The organism is Cohnella nanjingensis, from assembly GCF_014212125.1.
GTDB classification, from domain to species: Bacteria; Bacillota; Bacilli; order Paenibacillales; family Paenibacillaceae; genus Cohnella; species Cohnella nanjingensis.
The window spans coordinates 44,205-65,493 of record NZ_JACJVP010000040.1 but is presented as its reverse complement, the minus strand read 5'-3'; the positions used below and the strand labels follow the sequence as shown (position 1 = coordinate 65,493).

At 57.2% G+C, this 21,289-nt stretch carries 18 protein-coding genes; all 18 read left to right on the top strand.

The window, feature by feature from the left end; genetic code table 11:
- Positions 1–504 precede the first annotated feature (504 nt).
- The 18 genes from H7C19_RS23105 (at position 505) to H7C19_RS23020 (ending at position 21,217) form a co-directional block, all read left to right on the top strand.
- Positions 505–1,551 carry a substrate-binding domain-containing protein gene (locus H7C19_RS23105; RefSeq protein ID WP_221469422.1) on the top strand — a complete coding sequence of 349 codons (1,047 nt, stop codon included), beginning with the start codon at positions 505–507 and terminating at the stop codon, positions 1,549–1,551.
- Positions 1,552–1,999: 448 nt separating this feature from the next.
- Entirely contained in the window at positions 2,000–3,328 is a 1,329-nt protein-coding gene (locus H7C19_RS23100) for an ABC transporter substrate-binding protein (RefSeq protein ID WP_246469697.1), read from the top strand.
- A gap of 135 nt (positions 3,329–3,463) precedes the next feature.
- On the top strand, positions 3,464–6,361 hold the full coding sequence (locus tag H7C19_RS23095; RefSeq protein ID WP_185671474.1) for an extracellular solute-binding protein: 2,898 nt from the start codon (positions 3,464–3,466) through the stop codon (positions 6,359–6,361).
- 14 nt (positions 6,362–6,375) lie between these two features.
- Complete coding sequence (locus tag H7C19_RS23090) at positions 6,376–7,344, top strand: carbohydrate ABC transporter permease (protein WP_185671435.1); 969 nt, start codon at positions 6,376–6,378, stop codon at positions 7,342–7,344.
- A 4-nt stretch (positions 7,345–7,348) separates the two neighbouring features.
- Positions 7,349–8,215, top strand: a complete 867-nt coding sequence (locus tag H7C19_RS23085) for a carbohydrate ABC transporter permease (protein WP_185671434.1) — start codon at positions 7,349–7,351, stop codon at positions 8,213–8,215.
- Between the two features lie 9 nt (positions 8,216–8,224).
- Entirely contained in the window at positions 8,225–9,697 is a 1,473-nt protein-coding gene (locus tag H7C19_RS23080; RefSeq protein ID WP_185671433.1) for an NHL repeat-containing protein, read from the top strand.
- A complete protein-coding gene (locus H7C19_RS23075; RefSeq protein ID WP_185671432.1) occupies positions 9,678–10,298 on the top strand; it encodes a YIP1 family protein in 621 nt (206 codons plus the stop codon). The genes H7C19_RS23080 and H7C19_RS23075 overlap by 20 nt, the downstream gene beginning before the upstream one ends.
- A gap of 14 nt (positions 10,299–10,312) precedes the next feature.
- Complete coding sequence (locus tag H7C19_RS23070) at positions 10,313–12,889, top strand: DUF5696 domain-containing protein (protein WP_185671431.1); 2,577 nt, start codon at positions 10,313–10,315, stop codon at positions 12,887–12,889.
- A complete protein-coding gene (locus tag H7C19_RS23065) occupies positions 12,886–13,791 on the top strand; it encodes a carbohydrate ABC transporter permease (protein WP_185671430.1) in 906 nt (301 codons plus the stop codon). The genes H7C19_RS23070 and H7C19_RS23065 overlap by 4 nt, the downstream gene beginning before the upstream one ends.
- Positions 13,792–13,828: 37 nt before the next feature.
- The gene (locus tag H7C19_RS23060; protein WP_185671473.1) at positions 13,829–14,812 is read left to right on the top strand and encodes a carbohydrate ABC transporter permease; all 984 of its coding nucleotides are present in this window, start codon (positions 13,829–13,831) and stop codon (positions 14,810–14,812) included.
- A gap of 72 nt (positions 14,813–14,884) precedes the next feature.
- A complete protein-coding gene (locus H7C19_RS23055) occupies positions 14,885–15,940 on the top strand; it encodes a glycosyl hydrolase (protein ID WP_246469696.1) in 1,056 nt (351 codons plus the stop codon).
- A 22-nt stretch (positions 15,941–15,962) separates the two neighbouring features.
- Positions 15,963–16,373: a helix-turn-helix transcriptional regulator gene (locus H7C19_RS23050; RefSeq protein WP_185671429.1), complete on the top strand. Its 411-nt coding sequence runs from the start codon at positions 15,963–15,965 to the stop codon at positions 16,371–16,373.
- Between the two features lie 233 nt (positions 16,374–16,606).
- Positions 16,607–16,843 carry a DUF6953 family protein gene (locus H7C19_RS23045; RefSeq protein WP_185671428.1) on the top strand — a complete coding sequence of 79 codons (237 nt, stop codon included), beginning with the start codon at positions 16,607–16,609 and terminating at the stop codon, positions 16,841–16,843.
- 74 nt (positions 16,844–16,917) lie between these two features.
- A complete protein-coding gene (locus H7C19_RS23040) occupies positions 16,918–17,388 on the top strand; it encodes a hypothetical protein (protein ID WP_185671427.1) in 471 nt (156 codons plus the stop codon).
- 211 nt (positions 17,389–17,599) lie between these two features.
- Positions 17,600–17,812, top strand: a complete 213-nt coding sequence (locus H7C19_RS23035) for a cold-shock protein (RefSeq protein ID WP_185671426.1) — start codon at positions 17,600–17,602, stop codon at positions 17,810–17,812.
- 111 nt (positions 17,813–17,923) lie between these two features.
- Positions 17,924–18,604, top strand: a complete 681-nt coding sequence (locus tag H7C19_RS23030) for a response regulator transcription factor (RefSeq protein WP_185671425.1) — start codon at positions 17,924–17,926, stop codon at positions 18,602–18,604.
- Entirely contained in the window at positions 18,601–19,983 is a 1,383-nt protein-coding gene (locus H7C19_RS23025; RefSeq protein ID WP_185671424.1) for a sensor histidine kinase, read from the top strand. Before H7C19_RS23030 ends, H7C19_RS23025 begins: the two co-directional genes overlap by 4 nt.
- Before the next feature lie 220 nt (positions 19,984–20,203).
- Positions 20,204–21,217 carry a LacI family DNA-binding transcriptional regulator gene (locus tag H7C19_RS23020; RefSeq protein WP_185671423.1) on the top strand — a complete coding sequence of 338 codons (1,014 nt, stop codon included), beginning with the start codon at positions 20,204–20,206 and terminating at the stop codon, positions 21,215–21,217.
- Positions 21,218–21,289: the final 72 nt, after the last annotated feature.

The following is a 21,289-nucleotide window of genomic DNA, read 5'->3' as shown; positions in this document are numbered from 1 at the left end:
TGCCGTTTTTTTGATCCACGGTTGTGTTCTTGCGCGGGTTATGGGCAGTGAAAGCCGCAGAACGTATTTTTGAATGGTTCCAAACGAACGCATAACAAATAGGTGCAATTTTAATAAAATAATTTGCTAACGCGAATCGTTTTGTTATGATTAAGCTGTTAATGTCGTTCCGCCATCGAAGGGTGCCGCAAACGGCTTGTATGAGGCGATGGCGGCGGACGGTTCGCTGGCACAGCTCGGCATGCTCTTCGGGCAGGAGTATCTCGTCCGGGATTCTAGGGTGCAGCGGTATACCCGCATCAACCGGTCGCGGTTATTGCGGAGAAAGACCTGGACGATGTATATTGGAGCAGACAAAATTTACATCAGGAGAGATCGCCCTGTTTCTTCCCGAAGAGCGGTTCGGACGCGATTCCGCATCGAACGGCCCAATCGTGATCGCGCAGTACGGCGCGCAGGCGTACAACGACATATACTCAATGACGATAAAGGATGAAGATTGAGATGTCCAGAATAAGGGGAAAAGTGACGATCCAAGACATCGCGGACATGTCGGGCGTGTCCAAGTTCGCGGTGTCGCGCGCGCTGTCCGGCAAGAGCGGCGTGAGCGCTCAGACACGGGAAATGATATTGAAAACCGCGGGAGAACTCGGCTACTTCAAACTTAATGAGCCGCCGGGGCCGGCAGGGGAGCTGCGCGAATACGACGACGGCAAGCGGCAAGGGATGATTGTCGTCCTGTTCCCGAATATCCGCTACCAGAACAAGGAGTCCGCATACTGGGGGGCCGTCTTCGACGGCGTTTCCGCAAGGCTCGGGCAGAGAGGCCTGGACATCATGACGCTAACCGAGCCTTCCGGCGACCATCTGTTCACCCTGCTCAAGCCGGAGGCGATACAAGGTATCGTAACGATCGGCGAGATCTCGACGCAAATCTTGCTGGACATCGCGCGAATGGATATCCCGGTCGTCATGGTCGACCATAGCGATCCGGCATTCCATTGCGACACCATTTTTACGGATAACTTCAGCAGCATGAGGGAGCTTGTAACGAAGCTCGTCAGCAAAGGCTACCGTAGATTTCAGTTCGTCGGCAATATTAAGGATGCCCCTAGTTTTTTTGATCGATGGCTGGCCTATCGAACCGTGTTGGAGAGCTACCAGATCGCGTTGAACCAGGAGCCGGAGCTGATCGGTTCGGATGCCGGCGATATGTATGCTTTGTTTTCGAAATGGAAGCCGAAGGAGCTGCCGGAAGTATTCGTATGTTCCCATGACGCGAATGCCAGGTATTTGATTGAAGAACTCCGCAAACAACATTTCGATGTTCCGCGCGATTGCGTCGTAACAGGCTTTGACAATACCTGCGACACGCATCCGATCCTCGGCACGGTCAACGTGGACAAGGAGTTGCTCGGCATGCGGGCGGTCGACCAGTTGCTGTGGCGAATTCTGAACCGCGGCCCGGCCGTCGAAAGAAAATTGATCTACGGAGACGTGATCGTCCGAGACATGTATGGCTCTCCGCAAACGAATTCGCCGGTTTCCTGAGGGGGAGCTTCCCCCTCATTCGTTTGCCCTCCGTCTTCACCCCCTCCTTCACCAGCGGCCGCGAATCCCGACGGGACTTCGCGGCCGCTGGCTGTTCGGGCGTCACGAACCGACAGAAAACAAATAAAAATAACATAATACTAATGAAACATAACAAAATAATGATAATACCATAATAAAGTTATTATAAAACCAAAAAACAAATTGATGATATAGGGGATAGGTGATATTATTGTTATGAAGTTATCCAAAAAATAGTATCGTGCGGTGGTGGTGAAGGAGGTTTTCGGATCGATATGCAAGCGGGTTCTCGGGGGGATATCGGCAAGACCGGGTCCATTGACGTCCACGGTCTCAATAGCCGAGAGTCAAGTGCACGGCAAACATCCAATGGGAGGTTTTGCAATTGAGAAAAATGAAAGCACTTTCACTTCTTCTAGTTGCATTCATGCTTGTTTTGACAGCGTGCAGCGGTAGTAAAGGCGGCGAAGGCAGCGCTTCTCCAAGCTCCGATGCAAGCGCTACCACCCCGGCTTCTCCTTCAGATTCCGCATCTCCTTCGCCATCAGACGAGCCCGAGCCCGCTCCGGTCGATCTCGGCGGCCGCACGATCAAGATCTCCGCGTGGTGGGGAGATATCGAGGGGAAAACGGCAGGGGAGAAAGCCGCTCTAGAGAAAAGAGCGGAATTGGAGAAAAAATACAACGTCAAAATCGAATGGGTGAACATCCCGTTCGCGGAGTACCTGGATAAATTAACGACGTCCATACTTGCAGGCGAGCCGATGGCGGACATTACGATGATCGAGTTCAAGCGCGCGCTGGCGCCGGTCAAGCAAGGGCTGTTGCTTCCGCTCAGCGAATTCACGCAGGAGTCGAACGACATCAACAACGAGCAGAAGCGCGTCACGAAACTGCCTGCGATCGCCGGAACGGAATATTCCTTCGGTACGCCGTTCGTTTCCGCCGTGGGGATGTACTACAATCGCGACCTGTTCAAGAAGCTGGGACTTCAGGATCCCCAGGAGCTTTATAACGGCGGTCAATGGAATTGGGACAAGTTCCTCGAATTGGCGAAGCAAGCGACGCGCGACACGAACAACGACGGCAAAGTCGACTCCTGGGGTTATGCCGGTTGGCCGGCGGATGCCGCCCGTCACCTTGGCGTATCGAACGGAGCGGTGTTCGTAAACGAGCAGGACCTGTCGTCGGGCCTCTCCGATCCGAAGCTGACGGAAGCGCTCGAATTCGTCAATCGCGTCTGGAACGTCGAAAACGTCGTAAAGGTGAAAACCGGAAACAAGACGGACTGGAACGAGACGAACACGTTTAAGGACGGGGACGTTGCGATGTCCATCAACTATGACTGGAATGTGGGCGACCTCCCGTTCGAAGTCGGCATCGTGCCGATTCCGGCCGGTCCGCAGAGCGACGGCAAATACACCTACGCCAACACGGCGCAAAACGGCTATTTTATTCCGAAAGGCGTAAAAGATCCGAAAATCGTGTACCAGATTTTCGAAGAGATGCAGGATCTGCCGCAAACCGAAGAGTACCTGGGCCAAGATTGGCTCGAGGGACGCTTCAAGAACGAAGCCGACATCAAGATGGCGATCGAACACGTGAATGGAACCGGCCGTCTCTCGCTGGAGGAAGGCGTTCCGGACTTCCCGTTCTATGCGATCATGGATGATATCATCAAGGACAACAAATCCGTAGCCGCGACGATCGAGAAAAACAAGCAAGCCGCCCAGGCCGCGCTGGATAAGCTGAAATAATCAAAGCGGCCGGAATTTCGAGAGGAAGGGGTGCGCCGGAAGTTGCGGGTGCATCCCTTTTTTTCGCCATACACCCGCAGATTGATCCGCCGCAATGGGGGGCTGACATTGAGAGGTAAATTACCGCTGAAAAAAATGGCATTAACGGCGATCGGCATCGTCGTGGCCGTCGGGCTGATCTTGTACTGGACCCGGCCATCTGCCCAACGTTCGGTTAACGCGGAAGATCAGGGATTGGCTAAAGGATCGTGGATGTCGTTGCAGCAAGGGCGCGGAGATTATGCGGATTATACGGCACAACATGCAAGCGGCGTCTTTCCGAAACGCGAACTCATCGTCGAAGCGTCCGACTATGCCAAGATCGAAGGGGACGGGTTCGAGAAGCTCGATCAGTTCGAAGGGACAAGCGGCTCCTCCCTGATAACGGGGGAAAAGGGGCGCGTCGACTGGAACGTCGAAGTGCCGGAGACGGGCTATTACAATATCGCGGTTCAATATTATCCGGTGCAAGGCAAAAGCTCCAGCATCGAACGCATGCTTCTGATTGACGGAGACGTTCCGTTCGAGGAAGCGAATTACTTGCAATTCGACCGCATCTGGGCGAATGAGCTGCAACAAGTGAAGCGGGACAACCGCGGCAACGATTTGCGTCCGCAGCAATCCGAGAAGCCGGAGTGGCGCGAGACGCTCCTCGAAGATTCAGACGGCTATTACGCGGAGCCTTTCCGTTTTTATTTCACGGCAGGCTCGCATACGCTGTCGCTCGTGTCGCAGCGGGAACCGATGGTGATTCGCCAGTTGAAACTGTTCAACGTTCAGTCTCCCGCGCCGTATGCAGAGTCGTTGAAGCGTTATGAGCAAGAAGGGGTGCAGGCGTCCAAGAATCAGCTCATCACGATCCAGGGCGAAGATGCGACCGCGAAGTCTTCCCCTACGCTGTATCCGCAAGCCGACCGCTCCAGCAGTGCCGTGACGCCTTACAGCCCCAAGCTGATTCGCGTCAACACGATCGGAGGCAATAACTGGCGCATGCCGGGACAGTGGATCGAGTGGGAAGTCGACGTTCCGGAGGCCGGGATGTATCAAATCGCATTCAAGGCCAGGCAGGATTTCGTTCGCGGCATCTATTCGACCCGTCGTCTCCTCATCAACGGGGAAGTGCCGTTCCTGGAAGCGGAGCAGGTGCCGTTTCGATTCAAAAGCGGCTACCGTCTGGAGGTGATGGGCGGAAAAGAGCCGTTCCAATTCAAGCTGCAAAAGGGCAAAAACGTCATTCGGCTGGAAAATACGCTTGGCGATTTCGCGCCGTTGATCCGGGAAGTCAGGGACAGTTTGTATAACCTGAATGCGATGTACCGCAAAATCGTCATGATCACCGGTACGTCGCCGGATGCGTACCGCGACTATCGGGTAGACCGGCAAATTCCGAATCTGCTTCAGACGTTCCAGGCGGAAAGCGACAGACTGAAAGCCGTCAGCAAGCAATTGCGCAATCTGTCGGGCGGAAGCGGCGACTCGGAAGCGCTGCTGAAGACGATGTCGGTGCAGCTGGAAGAATTGGTGAAGGACCCCGACACGATTCCGCGCCGGCTCACGTCATTTAAGGTGAATACCGGCGGATTGGGCACCTGGCTGCAGAAGGCGCTGGAGATGCCGCTGCAGATCGATGCGGTTTACGTGGCATCGCCGAACCGCAAATTCCCGGGTTCCGGTTCCGGCCTGTTCGCTGGATTGAAGCATGAAATTACAACGTTCGCGTATTCGTTCATCATTGACTATAACCAGATCGGCAATGTCGCGACGGAAGTCGACCAGCGGTCGATTACCGTCTGGATCGGCAGCGGCCGCGACCAGGCGAACACGCTGAAAGCGATGATCGATGAGACGTTCACCCCGCAGACCGGCATCAACGTCAACTTGAAGCTGGTTCAGATGCACACGCTGTTGCCGGCGACGCTGGCCGGCCAAGGGCCGGATGTGGCGATGCAGATCGGCAACGATCTTCCGGTGAATTACGGGATGCGGCACGCGGCGGCCGACCTGACGGCATTTCCGGATTTCCGGGAAGTGGCCGCAAGGTTCCGCGAGAGCGCGCTTGTGCCCTATACGTTTGAGAAGGGCGTCTACGCTCTGCCTGAAACGCAGACGTTCAATATGCTCTTCTACCGGAAGGACGTTCTGAAAGAACTGGGCCTCCAGGTTCCCGAGACTTGGGACGACGTGTACCGCATGCTGGCCGTGCTGAACAAAAATCATTTGCAATTCGGCCTGCCGCCCATGTTTACGCCGCAGTATCCCGGCCAGAACATCCCGCCCAATCCGATCTACGCCACGCTGCTCATGCAGAACGGCGGTCAGTTCTACCGGAACGGCGGCAAACAGTCGGATCTCGATTCGAAAGTCGGCATCGATACGTTCAAATCGTGGACGGAGTTTTATACCGATTACAAGCTGGAGCGAGAATTCGATTTTGCCAACCGGTTCCGAACCGGCGAAATGCCGATCGGGATCTCGGACTACTCGCTGTATAACCAGTTGTCCGTCTTTGCTCCGGAAATTCGCGGCATGTGGGGCTTCGTGCCGATTCCCGGCAAGGTGCAGCCGGACGGCACGATTCGCCGGGAAACGCCGAGCGCCGGCAGCGGCACGCTGATGCTGCAGAGCGCCAGAGACAAAGAAGCGGCATGGGAATTTATGAAATGGTGGACCGGCGATGAAACGCAAACGACGTTCGGCAGAGAAATGGAAGCGCTGATGGGCGCGGCTGCCCGCTATCCGACCGCCAATATCAAAGCGCTGGACAGCCTGCCGTGGCCGGTAGACGATTATGAGAGCTTGAAATCGCAGTTTGATTGGGTGCGCGGCATTCCGGAAGTTCCCGGCGGCTACTTCACCGGAAGGCATTTGCAGAACGCGTTCTATAAGGTCGCGGTCAACGCGAAATCCGAAGCGCGCGAAGCGATCACGGAGTATGCGCAGTATATCCAGGATGAAATTCGCGCGAAACGCAAAGAATTCGGCCTGCCGGATTAAGGGGAGGGGTCAACATGCCGAACGTCACCATCACGAAAGATCGGCCGGGGACAGCCGCCGGCAAAACCGAACCGCGCGCTTCGTCCTGGCGGGCTTTGAAGCTGCGGGAGATCAGAGCGCACAAGCATTCCTATTTTCTGATGATGCCTTATATGCTCCTGTTCGCCTTGTTTACGGTTTTACCGGTCTTGATGTCGTTGATTATCAGCTTTACGTATTTCAACATGCTGGAGTTTCCCCGCTTCATCGGCTGGCAAAATTATTCCCGCCTGTTCCTGGAAGACGACGTGTTCTTGATCGCGCTCAAGAACACGATCCTCTTCGCGGCGATCACGGGACCGATCAGCTATTTGGCTTGTTTCGTCTTTGCGTGGATCATCAACGATATGCGGCCCAAGCTGCGGGCGTTTATGACTTTGGTGTTCTATGCCCCTTCCATCTCCGGCAACGTCTTCTTTCTGTGGCAATTGATTTTCTCCGGCGACCGGTACGGGATCGCCAACGGGTTTCTAATCAAGATGGGGATCATCCTGGAGCCGATTCTGTGGCTGAAGACGGAACAGTACATTTTGCCTATCATCATCCTCGTCCAGTTGTGGCTGAGTCTCGGCACCGGGTTTCTGGCCTTTATCGCCGGCCTGCAGACCGTGGACAAGACGCTGTACGAAGCGGGCGCGGTCGACGGCATCAAAAATCGCTGGCAGGAGCTGTGGTTCATCACGCTGCCTTCCATGAAGCCCCAGCTCATGTTTGGAGCAGTCATTCAGCTCACCGCGTCGCTGGCGGTCGCCGACGTCTCCATCTTCCTGGCGGGCTTCCCGAGCGTCAACTATGCCGCCGAAACGATCGTCACGCATCTGATCGATTTCGGAACGATCCGCTTCGAGATGGGCTTCGCCTCTGCCATCGCGACCGTGCTGTTCATCTTGATGGTGGGCACGAACCTGGCGGTTCAACGACTTCTGCGAAGAGTGGGGGAATAGACGGATGAGGTTGGCGCTGCCGCTTCGCAAAAAAAGGGTCAATCGCTCGGCGATGGGGACGTTCTGGTTGTTTGTCTTCCTCGCCATCGTAGGCGCATTTATGGCATTGCCGCTGGTGTACGCGATCAACGCCGCCTTCAAGCCGCTGGACGAGATTTTCTTGTTTCCGCCAACGTTGTTCGTCCGGCATCCTACGTTCGATAATTTCATCGACTTGAAGACGCTGCTTGGCCAGTCCTGGGTTCCGTTCACCCGCTATATTTTCAACACGGTGTTCATTACCGGCGTGGGCGTCGTCGGCCACGTCCTGCTGGCGTCGGCCGCCGCTTATCCGTTAGCGAAGCACCGCTTTCCCGGGAAAACGGTTATCTTCACGATCGTGGTTCTTTCCCTCATGTTCGCCGTTCAGGTAACGGCGATTCCGAACTATATGGTCATGTCGTGGATCGGGCTGATCGATACGTATTGGGCCGTCATCGTGCCGGCTTTCGCCTTCCCGCTCGGCCTCTATCTCATGAAGCAGTTCATGGAACAAATCCCGGACGCGCTGCTGGAATCCGCCAAGATCGATGGCGCCAACGAATACCGGATCTTCTGGCAAATCGTCATGCCCAACGTCAAGCCGGCCTGGCTGACGCTGATCATCCTCCTGTTCCAGCTGCTGTGGGGGACGGACGGCAACGGCTTCATCTACAGCGAGCAACTGAAGACGCTCCACTACGCCTCAAACCAAATCATACTCGGCGGCATCGCCCGTGCGGGCGTCGGCTCGGCCGTCGCCTTGATCTTGATGAGCGTGCCGATCACGCTGTTCGTGTTCTCGCAAAGCCGCATTATCGAGACGATGGCGACGTCCGGGATGAAGGACTAAGGGGGGAGGATGGTGTCTATCAAGAGAGCGTTCCTGCTTGCGGCGATCGCGGCCTTGTTCCTGTCGGCCTCTGTGCCGTCGGCTTCGGCAAAGGCGCCGTATGAAGCGTATACGTACGATTATTATTCGGATTCTGTGCCGCTGCCCGCCCCCTACTTGCCGGATCGGGCCGTGACTGGCAGCAGTCTGGGCGTCGGCGAATTCAATCAGCCGAACGACATGTTCGTCACGGAAGACGAGTCCGTCTACATTCTCGACAGCGGCAACGCCCGCATCGTTTCGCTGGATAAGGACTGGAACGTCCTGCGGGTCATCCAGAAGTTCGACAATCATGGTAAGGAAGACGGGTTTGCCGGTCCTACGGGCATTTTCGTTTCCGACCGAAAAGAGATTTACGTGGCGGATACCGATCATAACCGTGTCGTTATGCTGTCGAATGAAGGCAAGCTGCTGCGTATTTTCGAAAAGCCGCAATCGGACATTTTGCCGAAGGACTTCAAATTCGCCCCGCTCAAAATCGCGGTCGATCAAGCGGGCCGAATGTTCGTCATCTCCCGGGGAGAATTCGAAGGGATCATGCAATTTGACGAGAAGGGCGCGTTTATGGGGTTTGTCGGCACGATCAAGGTGTCGCCGAATTTGGCGGACCGGCTGTGGCGGATGCTGTCCACGAAAGCGCAGAAGGAGCAGATGCAGCTGTTCATCCCTACCGAATTCTCGAGTGTCGATATGGACAAGAAGGGGTTCGTGTACGCAACGACCATCGACATCAACTCGGATGATACGATCAAGCGCCTGAACCCGTCCGGACAAGACGTCATCAAGCGGTTCGGCTACTATCCGAACAAAGGCGATATCCGATATCGGAGGTTCGGCAACAACTCGGGACCTTCCAAGCTGGTCGACATCAAGGTGCTGGACGGCGGGCTCTACATGGCGCTCGATTCTAACCGGGCGCGCCTGTTCGGCTATAACGACGAGGGAGAATTGCTGTACGCGTTCGGGGGCCGCGGTACCCAACTCGGCGTGTTCAACACGCCGGTGGCGGTGGAGCGGATCGGGGAACGGCTGGCGGTGCTCGACAGGGGCAAAAACAATATCGTCGTGTTTCATCCCACGAGGTTCGGCAGCTTGGTGAATCAGGCTACCAAATATCACTATGACGGGGACGATACGGAAGCGGTCAAATTGTGGAAAGAAGTGCTGCAATTGAATACGAACTATGACATCGCCTATCTGGGGATCGGCAAGTCGCTGCTCATGGAGAAGAAAAACAAGGAAGCGATGGCGTACTTCAAGCTGGGGATGCAGCGCAAAGATTATTCCGTCGCCTTCAAGCGGCATCGCAGAGAAGTGATGAAGGAGCATTTCGGCACGTTCATGACGGTCCTGGTCGTCCTGATTGCCGGGTTCGTAACATTCCGGGTTGCGCGGCAAGTCATTCGAAGGAGGACGGGGAACCGTGAAGCAAGACTTTCTTAAGTTTCCGCTCCATCTCATTTTCCACCCGTTCTCCGGCTTCTGGGACATGAAGTTTGAACGCAAGGGGAAGCTCGCGGTCTCCTTGACGATCCTGGCGCTGCTCGTTCTGACGACCATCCTGCAAAAGCAGTTCGCCGGCTTCCTGGTCAATTTCGTCGATCCGCGGATGCTGAACAGCCTGGACGACCTCCAGTACACGTTGCTGCCCTTCTTGCTGTTCTGCATGGCCAACTGGTCGATCACGACGCTCATGGAAGGCGAAGGCAAATTCAAGGAAATCGTCATGACGACAGGGTATGCGCTGCTGCCGATTGTGCTTATCAACCTGCCGATGACCTTCATCAGCCGGTTCATGACGCAGGAAGAGACGGCATTCTACTGGCTGATGAACAGCGCGGCCAGTATCTGGTTTGTGTTCCTCCTGTTCGTCGGCATCATGACCGTGCACCAATATTCGCCGTCCAAAGCTTTTCTTACCCTGTTTTTGACGGTCATTGCCATGGCCTTCGTGGTCTTCATCGGCACGCTGGCGTTCAGTTTAGGCGCGCAAATTTATTGGTTCATTTATGATGTTTATCGCGAAATCATCTTCCGGGCGTAAAGGAGGCCGCATCCTTGAACAAACGATGGAAAGGGTACGCGGTGCTGGCCTGCGTCGTCCTAATCGGCCTATTCGCTCTCTATTTCCGGCTAGCCGCGAAAGGAGCGCCGGCCGTCGATATCGCCGCTTATGCGGCAGCAGACAAAGAGCCGTTGCCGGCGAAGGCGCTGCAATTTTTGCCGGACAACGGCCAGGCGGTTCCCGGCATGAAGCTGGCGGCGCAGACGAATGACGCTGCGCTCTATTTCAACCCGGACACGGCCGAAATCGGGGTGCTCGACCGGCGCGGCGGAAAATTATGGAGAAGCAATCCCGCCGACCGGGACGCGGACGCCATCGCGTCGCCGGAAGAAAAGCAGCGTCTTTCTTCGCAAGCGTCGATCAACCTTCGCGATTCGATGGGCACCTTGACCGCCATGACGAACTTTGCGGAGAGTATCCAGCGCAAGCAATTCCAGGCCGAAGCGATCGAGAACGGCATCCGGGTCACATTCACGCTAGGGGACATGTCGCTGGGCATGGATGCGTTGCCGAAGCGGATCAGCAAGCAGCGCATGCAAGACAAGGTGCTGAGCAAGCTTGATGATGCGACGGCGAAGTACGTCGGCAACCGCTACTTTCCGCTGAAGGACAATCCGAAAGTGCTGGAACGCCTGGATGCCGCCGTGAACAGGGCGTTGGTGCTCAAGCGAATGCTTGAAGCGTTCGCCAAGGCGGGCTATACGGCAGAAGATTTGGCGTTGGACAATGAGGAGAACGGAATATCAAGCGGCGCCGGATTGGGAAAGCCGAACTTCGCGATTCCGATCGAATACCGGCTGGACGGAGGTTCGCTCGTCGTAACGGTGCCCGCGGGCCAAATCAAGGAAAGCAAAGGGTATCAAATTCGCTCGCTCGAACTGCTGAATTTCTTCGGCGCGGCGGGGACGAACGAACAAGGCTACATGCTCGTGCCGGACGGATCCGGAAGCCTGATCGATCTCAACAACGGGAAGTTCAAGGAAGAGGTCTACGTGCAGCGGGTATACGGCGACGACGAGAACCTCAATTCCCGGCGCCGCGGCCAGGTAGCCGAATCCGCCCGGCTCCCCGTATTCGGTCTGAAATCCGGCGACGCCGCCTGGCTCGCCGTCATCGAGAAGGGTGACGGAATCGCCAGCATCCAGGCGGACGTCAGCGGCAGACAAAACGCCTACAATCACGTCTACGCCAGCTTCCAACTGCGCGGAGAAGACTGGTTGGATATTTACAAAGGCAACACGGTCGATTCGGTCAAGCTTTTGACGGATTCCCGCTACGAGGGCGATCTGCAAGTCCGTTACAGCTTCCTGTCCGACGGCGATGCCAATTATTCCGGCATGGCCAAGCGATATCGGGAGAAGCTGGTGCAGGACGGCGTCTTGAAGCCTCTAGCAGTTGGCCCTAATCTGCCGTTCTATCTGGATGTGCTCGGAGCCGTAGACAAGCGCAAATCGTTCCTTGGCATTCCTTATAAAGGCATGGTGCCGATGACGACCTTCGAGCAAGCCGGTCAGATCGCCGACCAACTGAAGAGCAAAGGCATATCCAACCTGCAGATGCGATATGTAGGCTGGTTCAACGGAGGGATGAACCATAAGGTTCCCGCCCATGTCAAAGCGGACGCCGATCTGGGCAGCAAGTCCGACCTGAAGAAGCTGGCGGACCGGCTGCAGTCGATGGGGGGCAAGCTGTATCCCGATGTCGCCTTCCAGCATGTGCTTCGCGACGATAGGAACTTCAAGCCGGCCTCGGACGCCGCCCGGTTCGTCACGCGCGAGCAAGCGATGCTGTCGCCGATCGATCGCGGATTTAGCGCGATGAACAACCTGCGCGGCGATTTCTACTTGCTTTCGCCGGCGAAGCTGCCCTATTTCGTGGACCGGTTTATCGACGGCTACAAGCGTTACGGATTGGATGCAGTATCGCTGCGCGATCTGGGCGATTTGCTGCATGCCGATTACCGGGTGAGCCGCGTCGTCTTCCGGGATACCGCAAAAAACGTCGTAACGGAGCAGCTTGACAAGCTGAAGGCCCAATATCCGAACCTCCTGCTCACGGGAGGCAACGCCTATGCGCTGCGTTACGCCGACCAGCTGGTAAACGTGCCGATGGGTTCCAGCGGGTTCAACATTGCCGATCAAACCATTCCGTTCTATGAGATGGTCCTTCACGGCTACAAGGAATACGCGGGCTCTCCGATCAACCTGGATGACGAGCAGGACACAGCCGATCATTTGCTTCGTTCCATCGAATATGGCGCCGCTCCCCATTTCATGTGGACATATGAATCTTCATCCCGATTGAAGTTTACGCCCTATGACGCCATGTTCTCGACGCATTACGCAGATGGGCTGGATTCGGCAGCCGACATGTACGCCAAAGCGAACAAAGAGCTGGCGGGTTTGCAATCCAGGACGATCGTCGAGCATATCCAGCATGAGCCGGGCGTCGCGGAAGTCCGTTACGATAACGGGACTTCGGTCTATGTCAACTATACCGACAAGCCGGTCGCCATAAACGGCGTTACGATTGAGGCGAAAAATTTCGCGGCGGGCGGTGACGGCAAATGAACGTCAAAAAACGCACCTTAAAGCAGAAACGGGCGGCGCTCGGCATCGTGTTTATTTTGCCGTGGCTGCTTGGATTCGTGTTCCTGTTCGCCACGCCGCTGATTCAATCGCTGCATTTCAGCTTCAATGCGCTGAAAGTGTCGCCGGGCGGCGGATATACGCTGGACTTCATCGGATTGAAAAACTTCAAGGATGCCCTCTATGTCGACCCGAATTTCAATCGGCTGCTGACCGAATCCGTCACGGGAATGGCGTGGAACGTTCCGATGATCCTGTTCTTCAGCCTGTTCGCCGCCGTGCTGCTGAACTCGAAATTCACGGGGCGTCCGCTTGCGCGGGCCGTCTTCTTCCTGCCGGTGATACTGGCTTCCGGCGCCGTCGCTTCCGCGCAGGCGTCCGGCTTGATCCAGATGACCGGCAGCTCGGAAGTCGCGCAGGAGCTCGGATTGGCCCAGACCGGATTCGATCCGCTCATCGTCGTCGATCTGCTCGCGCATGCGGGCATGCCGGACCTGCTGATCGATTATATCGTGGATGCCGTACAGCGAATCTACGAAATCATACGCAGCTCCGGCGTGCAGATTCTCATTTTCCTCGCCGCGTTGCAGTCGGTGCCCCACACGATGTACGAAGTGGCCAAGATGGAAGGCGCGACGCCCTACGAGACGTTCTGGAAAATCACGTTTCCGATGGTGAGTCCGCTGATTCTGACCAACGTCATCTATACGATTATCGATTCGTTCACAGATAGCAGTTTGACCCGGATGATCTACACGACCGCCTTTCAGTCGCAGAACTTCGGTCTCAGCGCCGCCATGTCGTGGATCTATACGTTCGTCATCAGCATCATTCTCGTCGTTGTAGGCGCGCTGATTTCCCGAAGGGTATTCTACAACACCTAACGGACGCAAGGAGGAGAACGCCATGAAAGCGGCAGCCATGAAGAACGAGAAAGTGACCGTGCAGCTGTACAAAGCGCGCAACATCACGACCGGCGCGCTATGGTCGATTGTTCGCTATATTCTGATCATCGGGATCTCGTTCGTCATCGTATACCCGATCCTCAAGCAAATCTCGGTCGCCATCAAAGACAAGTCCGACATTTACAATCCGACCATCTACATGATCCCCGTCCATTTCACGATGGAAAATATTCGACTGGCGATGGACATTTTGCACTACGGGCCGCTTCTGAGAGATACCCTGCTGTTCGTCGTCTCCACGACGCTCCTTCAAGCAGCCTCCTGCGCGCTTGCGGGCTACGGTTTTGCCAGGTTTTCTTTTCCGGGAAAAAATATATTGTTCACTTTCGTCATTCTGACGATTTTGATTCCTTCCAGCACGCTTATGGTGCCGATGTACCTGCATTTCAGGAATTTCGACGTCCTCGGGATCGTTCATCTCTTTACCGGCAAAGAAGGCATCAACATGCTCAATACGTACGCGCCCTCTCTGATTACCGCGGGATTGGCCAACGGATTAAAGTCCGGATTATACATTTATATTTTCCGGCAGTTTTTCCGCGGCATGCCGGGCGAGATCGAGGAAGCGGCGCTCATCGACGGAGCGGGCGGCATAAGGACTTTCTTCAGGATCATGCTGCCGAACGCGGTTCCCCCGATCGTGACGGTACTGCTGTTCGCCTTCGTTTGGCAATACAACGACACGTTCTATTCTTCGCTCTTCATGAGCCAGGGCAACCTGATGGCGATCAAGATCGCGTCGCTGCCGGCAGATGCGAACCAATATTTGCCCGCTTTGCTCGGCGTCGGCGGCGGGACGAACGTGAAGGCGGATCCGAACCACGTTTCCATGCTTGTCGATACGGGTATCTTGCTGGCGATCGCGCCTCTGATCCTCATGTACCTGTTCGTTCAAAGGTACTTCGTCGAAAGCGTAGAGCGGACAGGCGTCGTCGGCTGATCGATGCGCGGTCAAGGCGAATCAAGGAAAACGAAAGAACACTAAACCTGTGCATCCAAGAAGGGAGCTGCAATGGCAACGATGAAGGAACAAATGAAGGATCGCAGGTACAAGGTAAAGCCGTATTTGATCAATCCCATAGCTGACGAAATCGCGCGTAGGCTGATGGCGTACTTGTGCAGCACTTACGGGAAACGCATGCTGACGGGACAGCAAATCGGCGTCCTGTCTACGCCGGAGATGGACGTGATTTATCGGGAGACCGGGAAGTATCCGGCGGTCGGCGGCTTTGACTTCATGAACGACTCCCCTTCGCGTACGGAGCGCGGCACGAAGGGGACGGATACGAGGTTGGCGCTGCAATGGTGGCGGGACGGCGGCATCGTCACCTTCTGCTGGCATTGGAACGCGCCGAAGGACTTGCTGGATCAGCCGCCGGACAACGGCTGGCACCGCGGATTTTATACCACGGCGACCGCGTTCGACATCGCGAGGGCGATGGACCATCCGTCCTCGGAGGAATATGCGCTGCTGCTGCGGGACATCGACGTCATCTCGGGCCTTCTCGCGAGTTTGCGAGAAGCGGGGGTGCCGGTGCTGTGGCGGCCGCTGCATGAAGCCTCGGGCGGCTGGTTCTGGTGGGGCGCCAAGGGGCCGGAGCCGTACATCAAGCTGTGGAAACTCATGTACGACCGGATGACGAACGTTCACGGACTGCACAACCTCATTTGGGTATGGAACGGCCAGCACAAAGACTGGTACCCCGGAGACGCGTACGTCGATATCATCGGCGAAGATATTTATCCGCCTGAGCGGCAGTACGGTTCGAACGCGGACCGGTTCCGCCAGGCGCTCGAATATACCGATGCGGATAAGATCATCGCGCTCACGGAGAACGGAACGCTGCCCGATCCCGACAGGATGATCGAGGACGGCGCGCGCTGGGCATGGAACTGCACCTGGTATGGCGAGTTCGTCCATCGGCCGGATGAGGCTGGCCGGGCGATCTTGTCCGAGCGGTATACGGAACGCGAGATGATCCTGAAGCTGTATCGCCACCCGTTTGCCGTGACGCGCGCCGATCTGCCCGACCTGGTCTCGTTCCCGCTGCCCGGAGCGGCAAACTAGCAACATAAGAATGAGGGATTCGATGCACACCTTCCCTGATCTCAATCATTCCCTGACGACGGCCATGCAGAAGATCGAAGCGGAAGCGGAGGGCGAGGCAGGAAGCCACCCATTCGTGGAAGGAGCCAAGTCGCTGCTTCGCGAGCACTGCGGGGGCGGCGTCTGCCTGAAGGAGATCGCCCGGCAGCTGTATGTCAATCCTGCCTACCTTGGCCGGTTGTTCAAGACGTACGGCAACGTGTCCTTCAACGACTACTTGGTCCAGGTCCGGATGGAGAAGGCCAAGGAGCTGCTCATGACGACGAACAAACGGATCTACGAGATCGCGCCCGAGGTCGGATACCGCCAGCTCGATTGGTTCTACAAGAAGTTCAGGGAATATACCGGTTGCAGTGCGAAGGAATATAAATTGAGGCAAACGAAATCGGTTTAGCGATCCGCTTGATGGATGGGGGCCGGACGGCATGCTTTACTGGATGTATTAAACGGTCCCTGATAGACGTGACGGAAGCACCGTGCGGCGGAAGATTATTTCCGCTGCTGCGGTGCTTTTTTTATGGGCTTGTCGATCTTCGTAGATCGCCAGTTTCGCTTTATCCCAGTCGGATTTCGGCAGAGGGGCGGGCTGTGGTAGGATAAAGGAAAAATGAAATGGGAGTGGAACGCATGGAAGCGACCGCGCAGGACGTCGCCGCCTGGATGGTGAAGGAGATCGAGTTCCGAGCCAAGCTCAGCCAGAGCGACGCCGTCGCCTATATCCGGGAGCGCTTCGGCGAACGATTCGTCTTCGTCAACGAACGCGGCAACGTCTCCCTCGAGAGAGAAGTCGTCAAGGCGTTCCGCAAGCTGCACGCAGGCCGGGTGGCCTGGGACCGCGACGGCTTTTTCTGGGGTTGGACCTAGGGGGCGACGGCTTGGCGCATCGAGGTTGTGTTATAATAAGGGAACGAACAATCGCGCCACACGGAGGCTGAAGCATGCTGAGTTTCGAACAAAAGATCGCGATCGCGGATACGTTCCCGGAATTGACGCGGAAGGACGTATCCCTCGGACGCGTGAATTACCATTACGAGCAGAGCGCGTACGAGAAGAAGACGGTCATCTACCATCTGCATCCGAAAGGCAAAGGATTCGTCTACGCGGGCCAACTGGACGGCTATCCGACCGACGACAAAGGCTTCGTGAATATTACCGACTATACCGAAGCGGACTTCCGGTCGATCGTCGCCGCCTCGATCCGTTCGCTGACGGGCGAAGCGGCGCCGATCGTGCGCGAACCCGAGCGGGAAGAGGTCTGGAGCAATGCCAAAAAACAGAAACTCTCGTTGAAATACGAAGAGGAGGACGGCATGTGGTACATCTTCGCCGGACTCAATCTGGACGCGGCTTTCGAGACCTACGCGGAAGCGCAGGAATACCTGGAGGACGAGGGATTCTCGCGCATTTAGGCGATCGTCTCCGGTTGCTATTCTGGCGCTAATGTAATATGATGGACATATTGACGCTTATCGGATTTTCACATATTGTCCAGGGTTATACGGGGAGCTCGGGTAACCTTGTGCGGCATGTGATTTTTTATTTTGAGCGCCGTACATCGCCTGCATTCATTCCGGGTATCGTAACAGGGTTGCCTATCGCCAAGAGAAAGAGGGGTCAGTCATGTACAATTCACGGAAGAAGCCGTTGGAGGAAGTCCAACAGGAGCTGACGACCATTTGGTCTTGTACGAACGAGCATTGCAACGGGTGGATTCGAGACAACTTTTCCTTCTCGGCGCAGCCGCAATGCCCGCAGTGCGGACACGACATGGCGAAGACCGAGAAGATGCTTCCCGTGGTCGTCAATACGAGTCCCACCCAATCCAAAGACTAAGCGTATACGCGCGACTTTCCTTAAGACACTGACCTCCTCGGTCAGTGTCTTTTCGGCGAATGGGCTCTTCGCCCCTCCTCGCGCGCCGCATTCATCGGAGCGGATCTGTCTATGAGAATTCACGTTGTCGTCGCGGACGACGATCCCCACATCCGCGAGCTGCTGCGGCTCGTCCTGCGGCAGGAAGGCTACGTCGTGCTGGAAGCCGGCGACGGCGCAGCCGCTTCGCGGCTGCTCGAACGCGAGCAAGCGCATCTCGCGATCGTCGACGTCATGATGCCCGGCATGAACGGGATCGAGCTGTGCAGAGAGATTCGGGAGCACTACGATATTCCCGTCATCCTCTTGACGGCGAAGGGAGAGCTAACGGACAAGGAAGACGGCTACGCGGCCGGGACGGACGACTACCTGGTCAAGCCCTTCGAGCCGAAGGAGCTGCTCTTCCGCATCCGGGCGCTGCTTCGCCGTTACCGCCTGGTCTCCTCCGAGGTCATCGGACTCGGCGGCGTGCAGATCGACCGCAAGAGCTATGAAGTGAGGGTCGACGGCGAGCCGATCACCCTGCCGCTGAGAGAGTTCGAGCTGCTGGCGCAGCTGGCGAGCAATCCCGGCCGGATCTATACGCGGGACCAGCTGATCCAGCTCGTCTGGGGAGCGGACTTCGCCGGCGACAGCCGGACCGTAGACGTGCACGTCAAGCGCCTCCGGGAGCGGTTCGCGCATCGGCAGGACGACTTCGTCATCACGACGATCCGCGGCCTGGGGTACAAGCTGGAGGTGCCGGAAGCATGAAGACCTTATATTTCCGCATCGTCGTCACCTTCGTCCTGGTCGCGATGGTCAGCGGCATCTTCGGCCTGCTCCTTACCAGCGTCTACTACGAGTTCAAGCTGCGCGCCGACAACGAACGCAAAGTGCTGGACATCGGGCGGAATATCCAGACGCTCTATGAGGACAATCCGGCGCTCGATCTGGACGCGTACCTGACTCGGGTCGCCGCGCTCGGCTTCCAGATCTACGCGGTCGGGCCGGACGGACGGAACCGGACGTACGGCTCGCCGTTCAAGCGCGGCACGCTGTCCGCCGCGCAGGTGCAGGCCGTCCTGGACGGCGGCGTCTATCATGGCATGGCCGAGGAGAATCGCAAGCTGGAGCTTCTCGCCTTCTTCGAGAACAGCGTGCGCAATACGGTCGGAATGCCGCTCCGGACGCCCCAGGGGCCGGCGGCGCTGTTCGTCCGGCCGGATCTCGCGCAGCAGATCGGCGAGGTCCGCATCATCGTGGCGGTGCTGCTCTGCGGCACCTTCGCGGTCAGCCTGGTGCTGATCGCGGTGCTGTCGCGCTACATCGTCCGCCCGGTCAAGGAGTTGACCCGGGCGACGAGACGGATCGTCGAGGGCGACTACGAGATCGGGCTCTCCGTCGGGCGGCGGGACGAGATCGGCGATCTGGCGCAGCATTTCTCCCGGATGGCCCGCGCCATCCAGCAGTTGGACGAGCGCAGACAAGCCTTCGTCGCGAACGTCTCCCACGAGATTCAGTCGCCGCTCACCTCGATCCAGGGATTCGCCCGCGCGGTTCGCGAAGGGGAGGGGACGCCGGAGGAGCGGGAAGGGTACCTCGGCGTCATCGAGGAGGAGAGCAAGCGGCTCTCCGCCCTGAGCAAGCAGCTGCTGACGCTCGCGTTCCTGGACAAGGAGGGCGCGGAGCTGAACAAGACGACGTTCCGGCTCGACGAGCAGCTCCGGCAGGCGATCATCCTGCTCGAGTGGCAGTGGTCCGAGAAGTCGCTCGCGCTGGAGCTGGATCTCCCGGACACCGATATCGCGGCGGACCGCGCGCTGCTCTACGAGGTGTGGCTGAACCTGCTCGCCAACAGCATCAAGTTCTCGCGCGCGGAAGGGACGATCGGCATTCGCATCGCGGATGGCGGCCAAGGCCGCGTGGCGGTCGAGATACGCGATACGGGCGCCGGCATTCCCGAATCCGAGCTGCCCTATATCTTCGAGCGGTTCCACAAGGCCGATCCGTCGCGCGACCGCACCGCCTCCGGCAGCGGCCTGGGGCTTTCCATCGTCAGCCGGATCGTGGCGCTGCACCGGGGCGAGGTCCGCGTCCGCAGCACCCCTTCGGAAGGCACCGTATTCACGGTCACGCTTCCTCGGATGTAATCTTCGAATGTAATCTCCCATTCATCGTTCGTTCATGTTCCGGCCCGCCGAGCAAGTCGCGAAGCGGGACGGCCTGCCGCTGCAATAGATCTAGAGCCGCTCCGTCGTCGCGTCCGACGAGGAGCGGCTTTTGCCATGGCGGCAGGCTGCCGGGGGTCGGGTAGCCGTTGCGTGGGAGATCCAGTATACTGAAGGAAATGTTCGAGGGGAAAGAGATGCGATGACGGACAATCGGATAGTGGATGTGGCCCGGAGAGCGAGCGTGTCCGTCGCGACGGTATCGCGGGTATTGAACGACAGTCCTCTCGTCAGTCCGAAGACCAAGACGAAGGTGATGCAAGCGATCGAAGAGATGAAGTATACGCCGAACGCCTCCGCCAAGAATCTCCGCTCCAAGAAGACGATGACGCTGGGCGTCCTTGTGTCCGACATCCTCATCTCCTACTACACGGAGATCATCAAGGGCATCGAGAACGCGGCGAACCGGCTCCACTATAAGCTCATCATCTGCGACGCGCAGAACGAGAAGGACAAAGAGATCGCGTACATGTCGCTATTGATGGACCGGACGGTGGACGCCATGATCCTCGTCACGCCGCTCATGTCGGACCGGGAGATCGCGGCGTACGCGGACAACGGCTATCAGATCGGCTTGATCGGGCGAGCGGTCGACCATCCGGATATCCCGTGCGTCTTGACCGACAACGTCAAGCTGGCCCGCGAAGTCGTGAACCATCTGATCGGGCAAGGCCACGGCGAGATCGCCTTCCTGAGCGGGTACGCCGACGCGATCGACAGCTACGAGCGGCTGGAGGGTTACATGAAGGCGCTCCGCGACGCGCGCTTGCCGTTCGATCCCGGCTTGATCGAGAACGGCAACTTCAACGAGACGGGCGGCTATGCGGCGTTTAAGCGGCTGCTGGAGAAGGGCGCGCGATTCACGGCCATCTTCGCGGCCAACGACGAGATGGCGATCGGCGTCTATCGGGCTTGCGAGGAACTGGAGATCCGCATCCCCGGTCAGCTCGCCGTCGTCGGCGTCGACAATGAACGGGTCAGCAAATACATCACGCCGAAGATGAGCACGGTAGAGCAGCCCAAGTACGCGATGGGCGCGCTGCTGGCCGAGAAGCTGATCGATCGGGTCAACGCCAGCGACGAGCCGGCAGAGCGCATCTTCAAGCTGGATTCGCAGCTGATGATTCGCGCTTCGTCGCAGTCGAACGTCGAATAGACGAGTATTCAAGCTGCAGTCGCATGTGAATGGGGAGCGACTGAGCAGTCTATACGAGCGAATGTAGGTAGT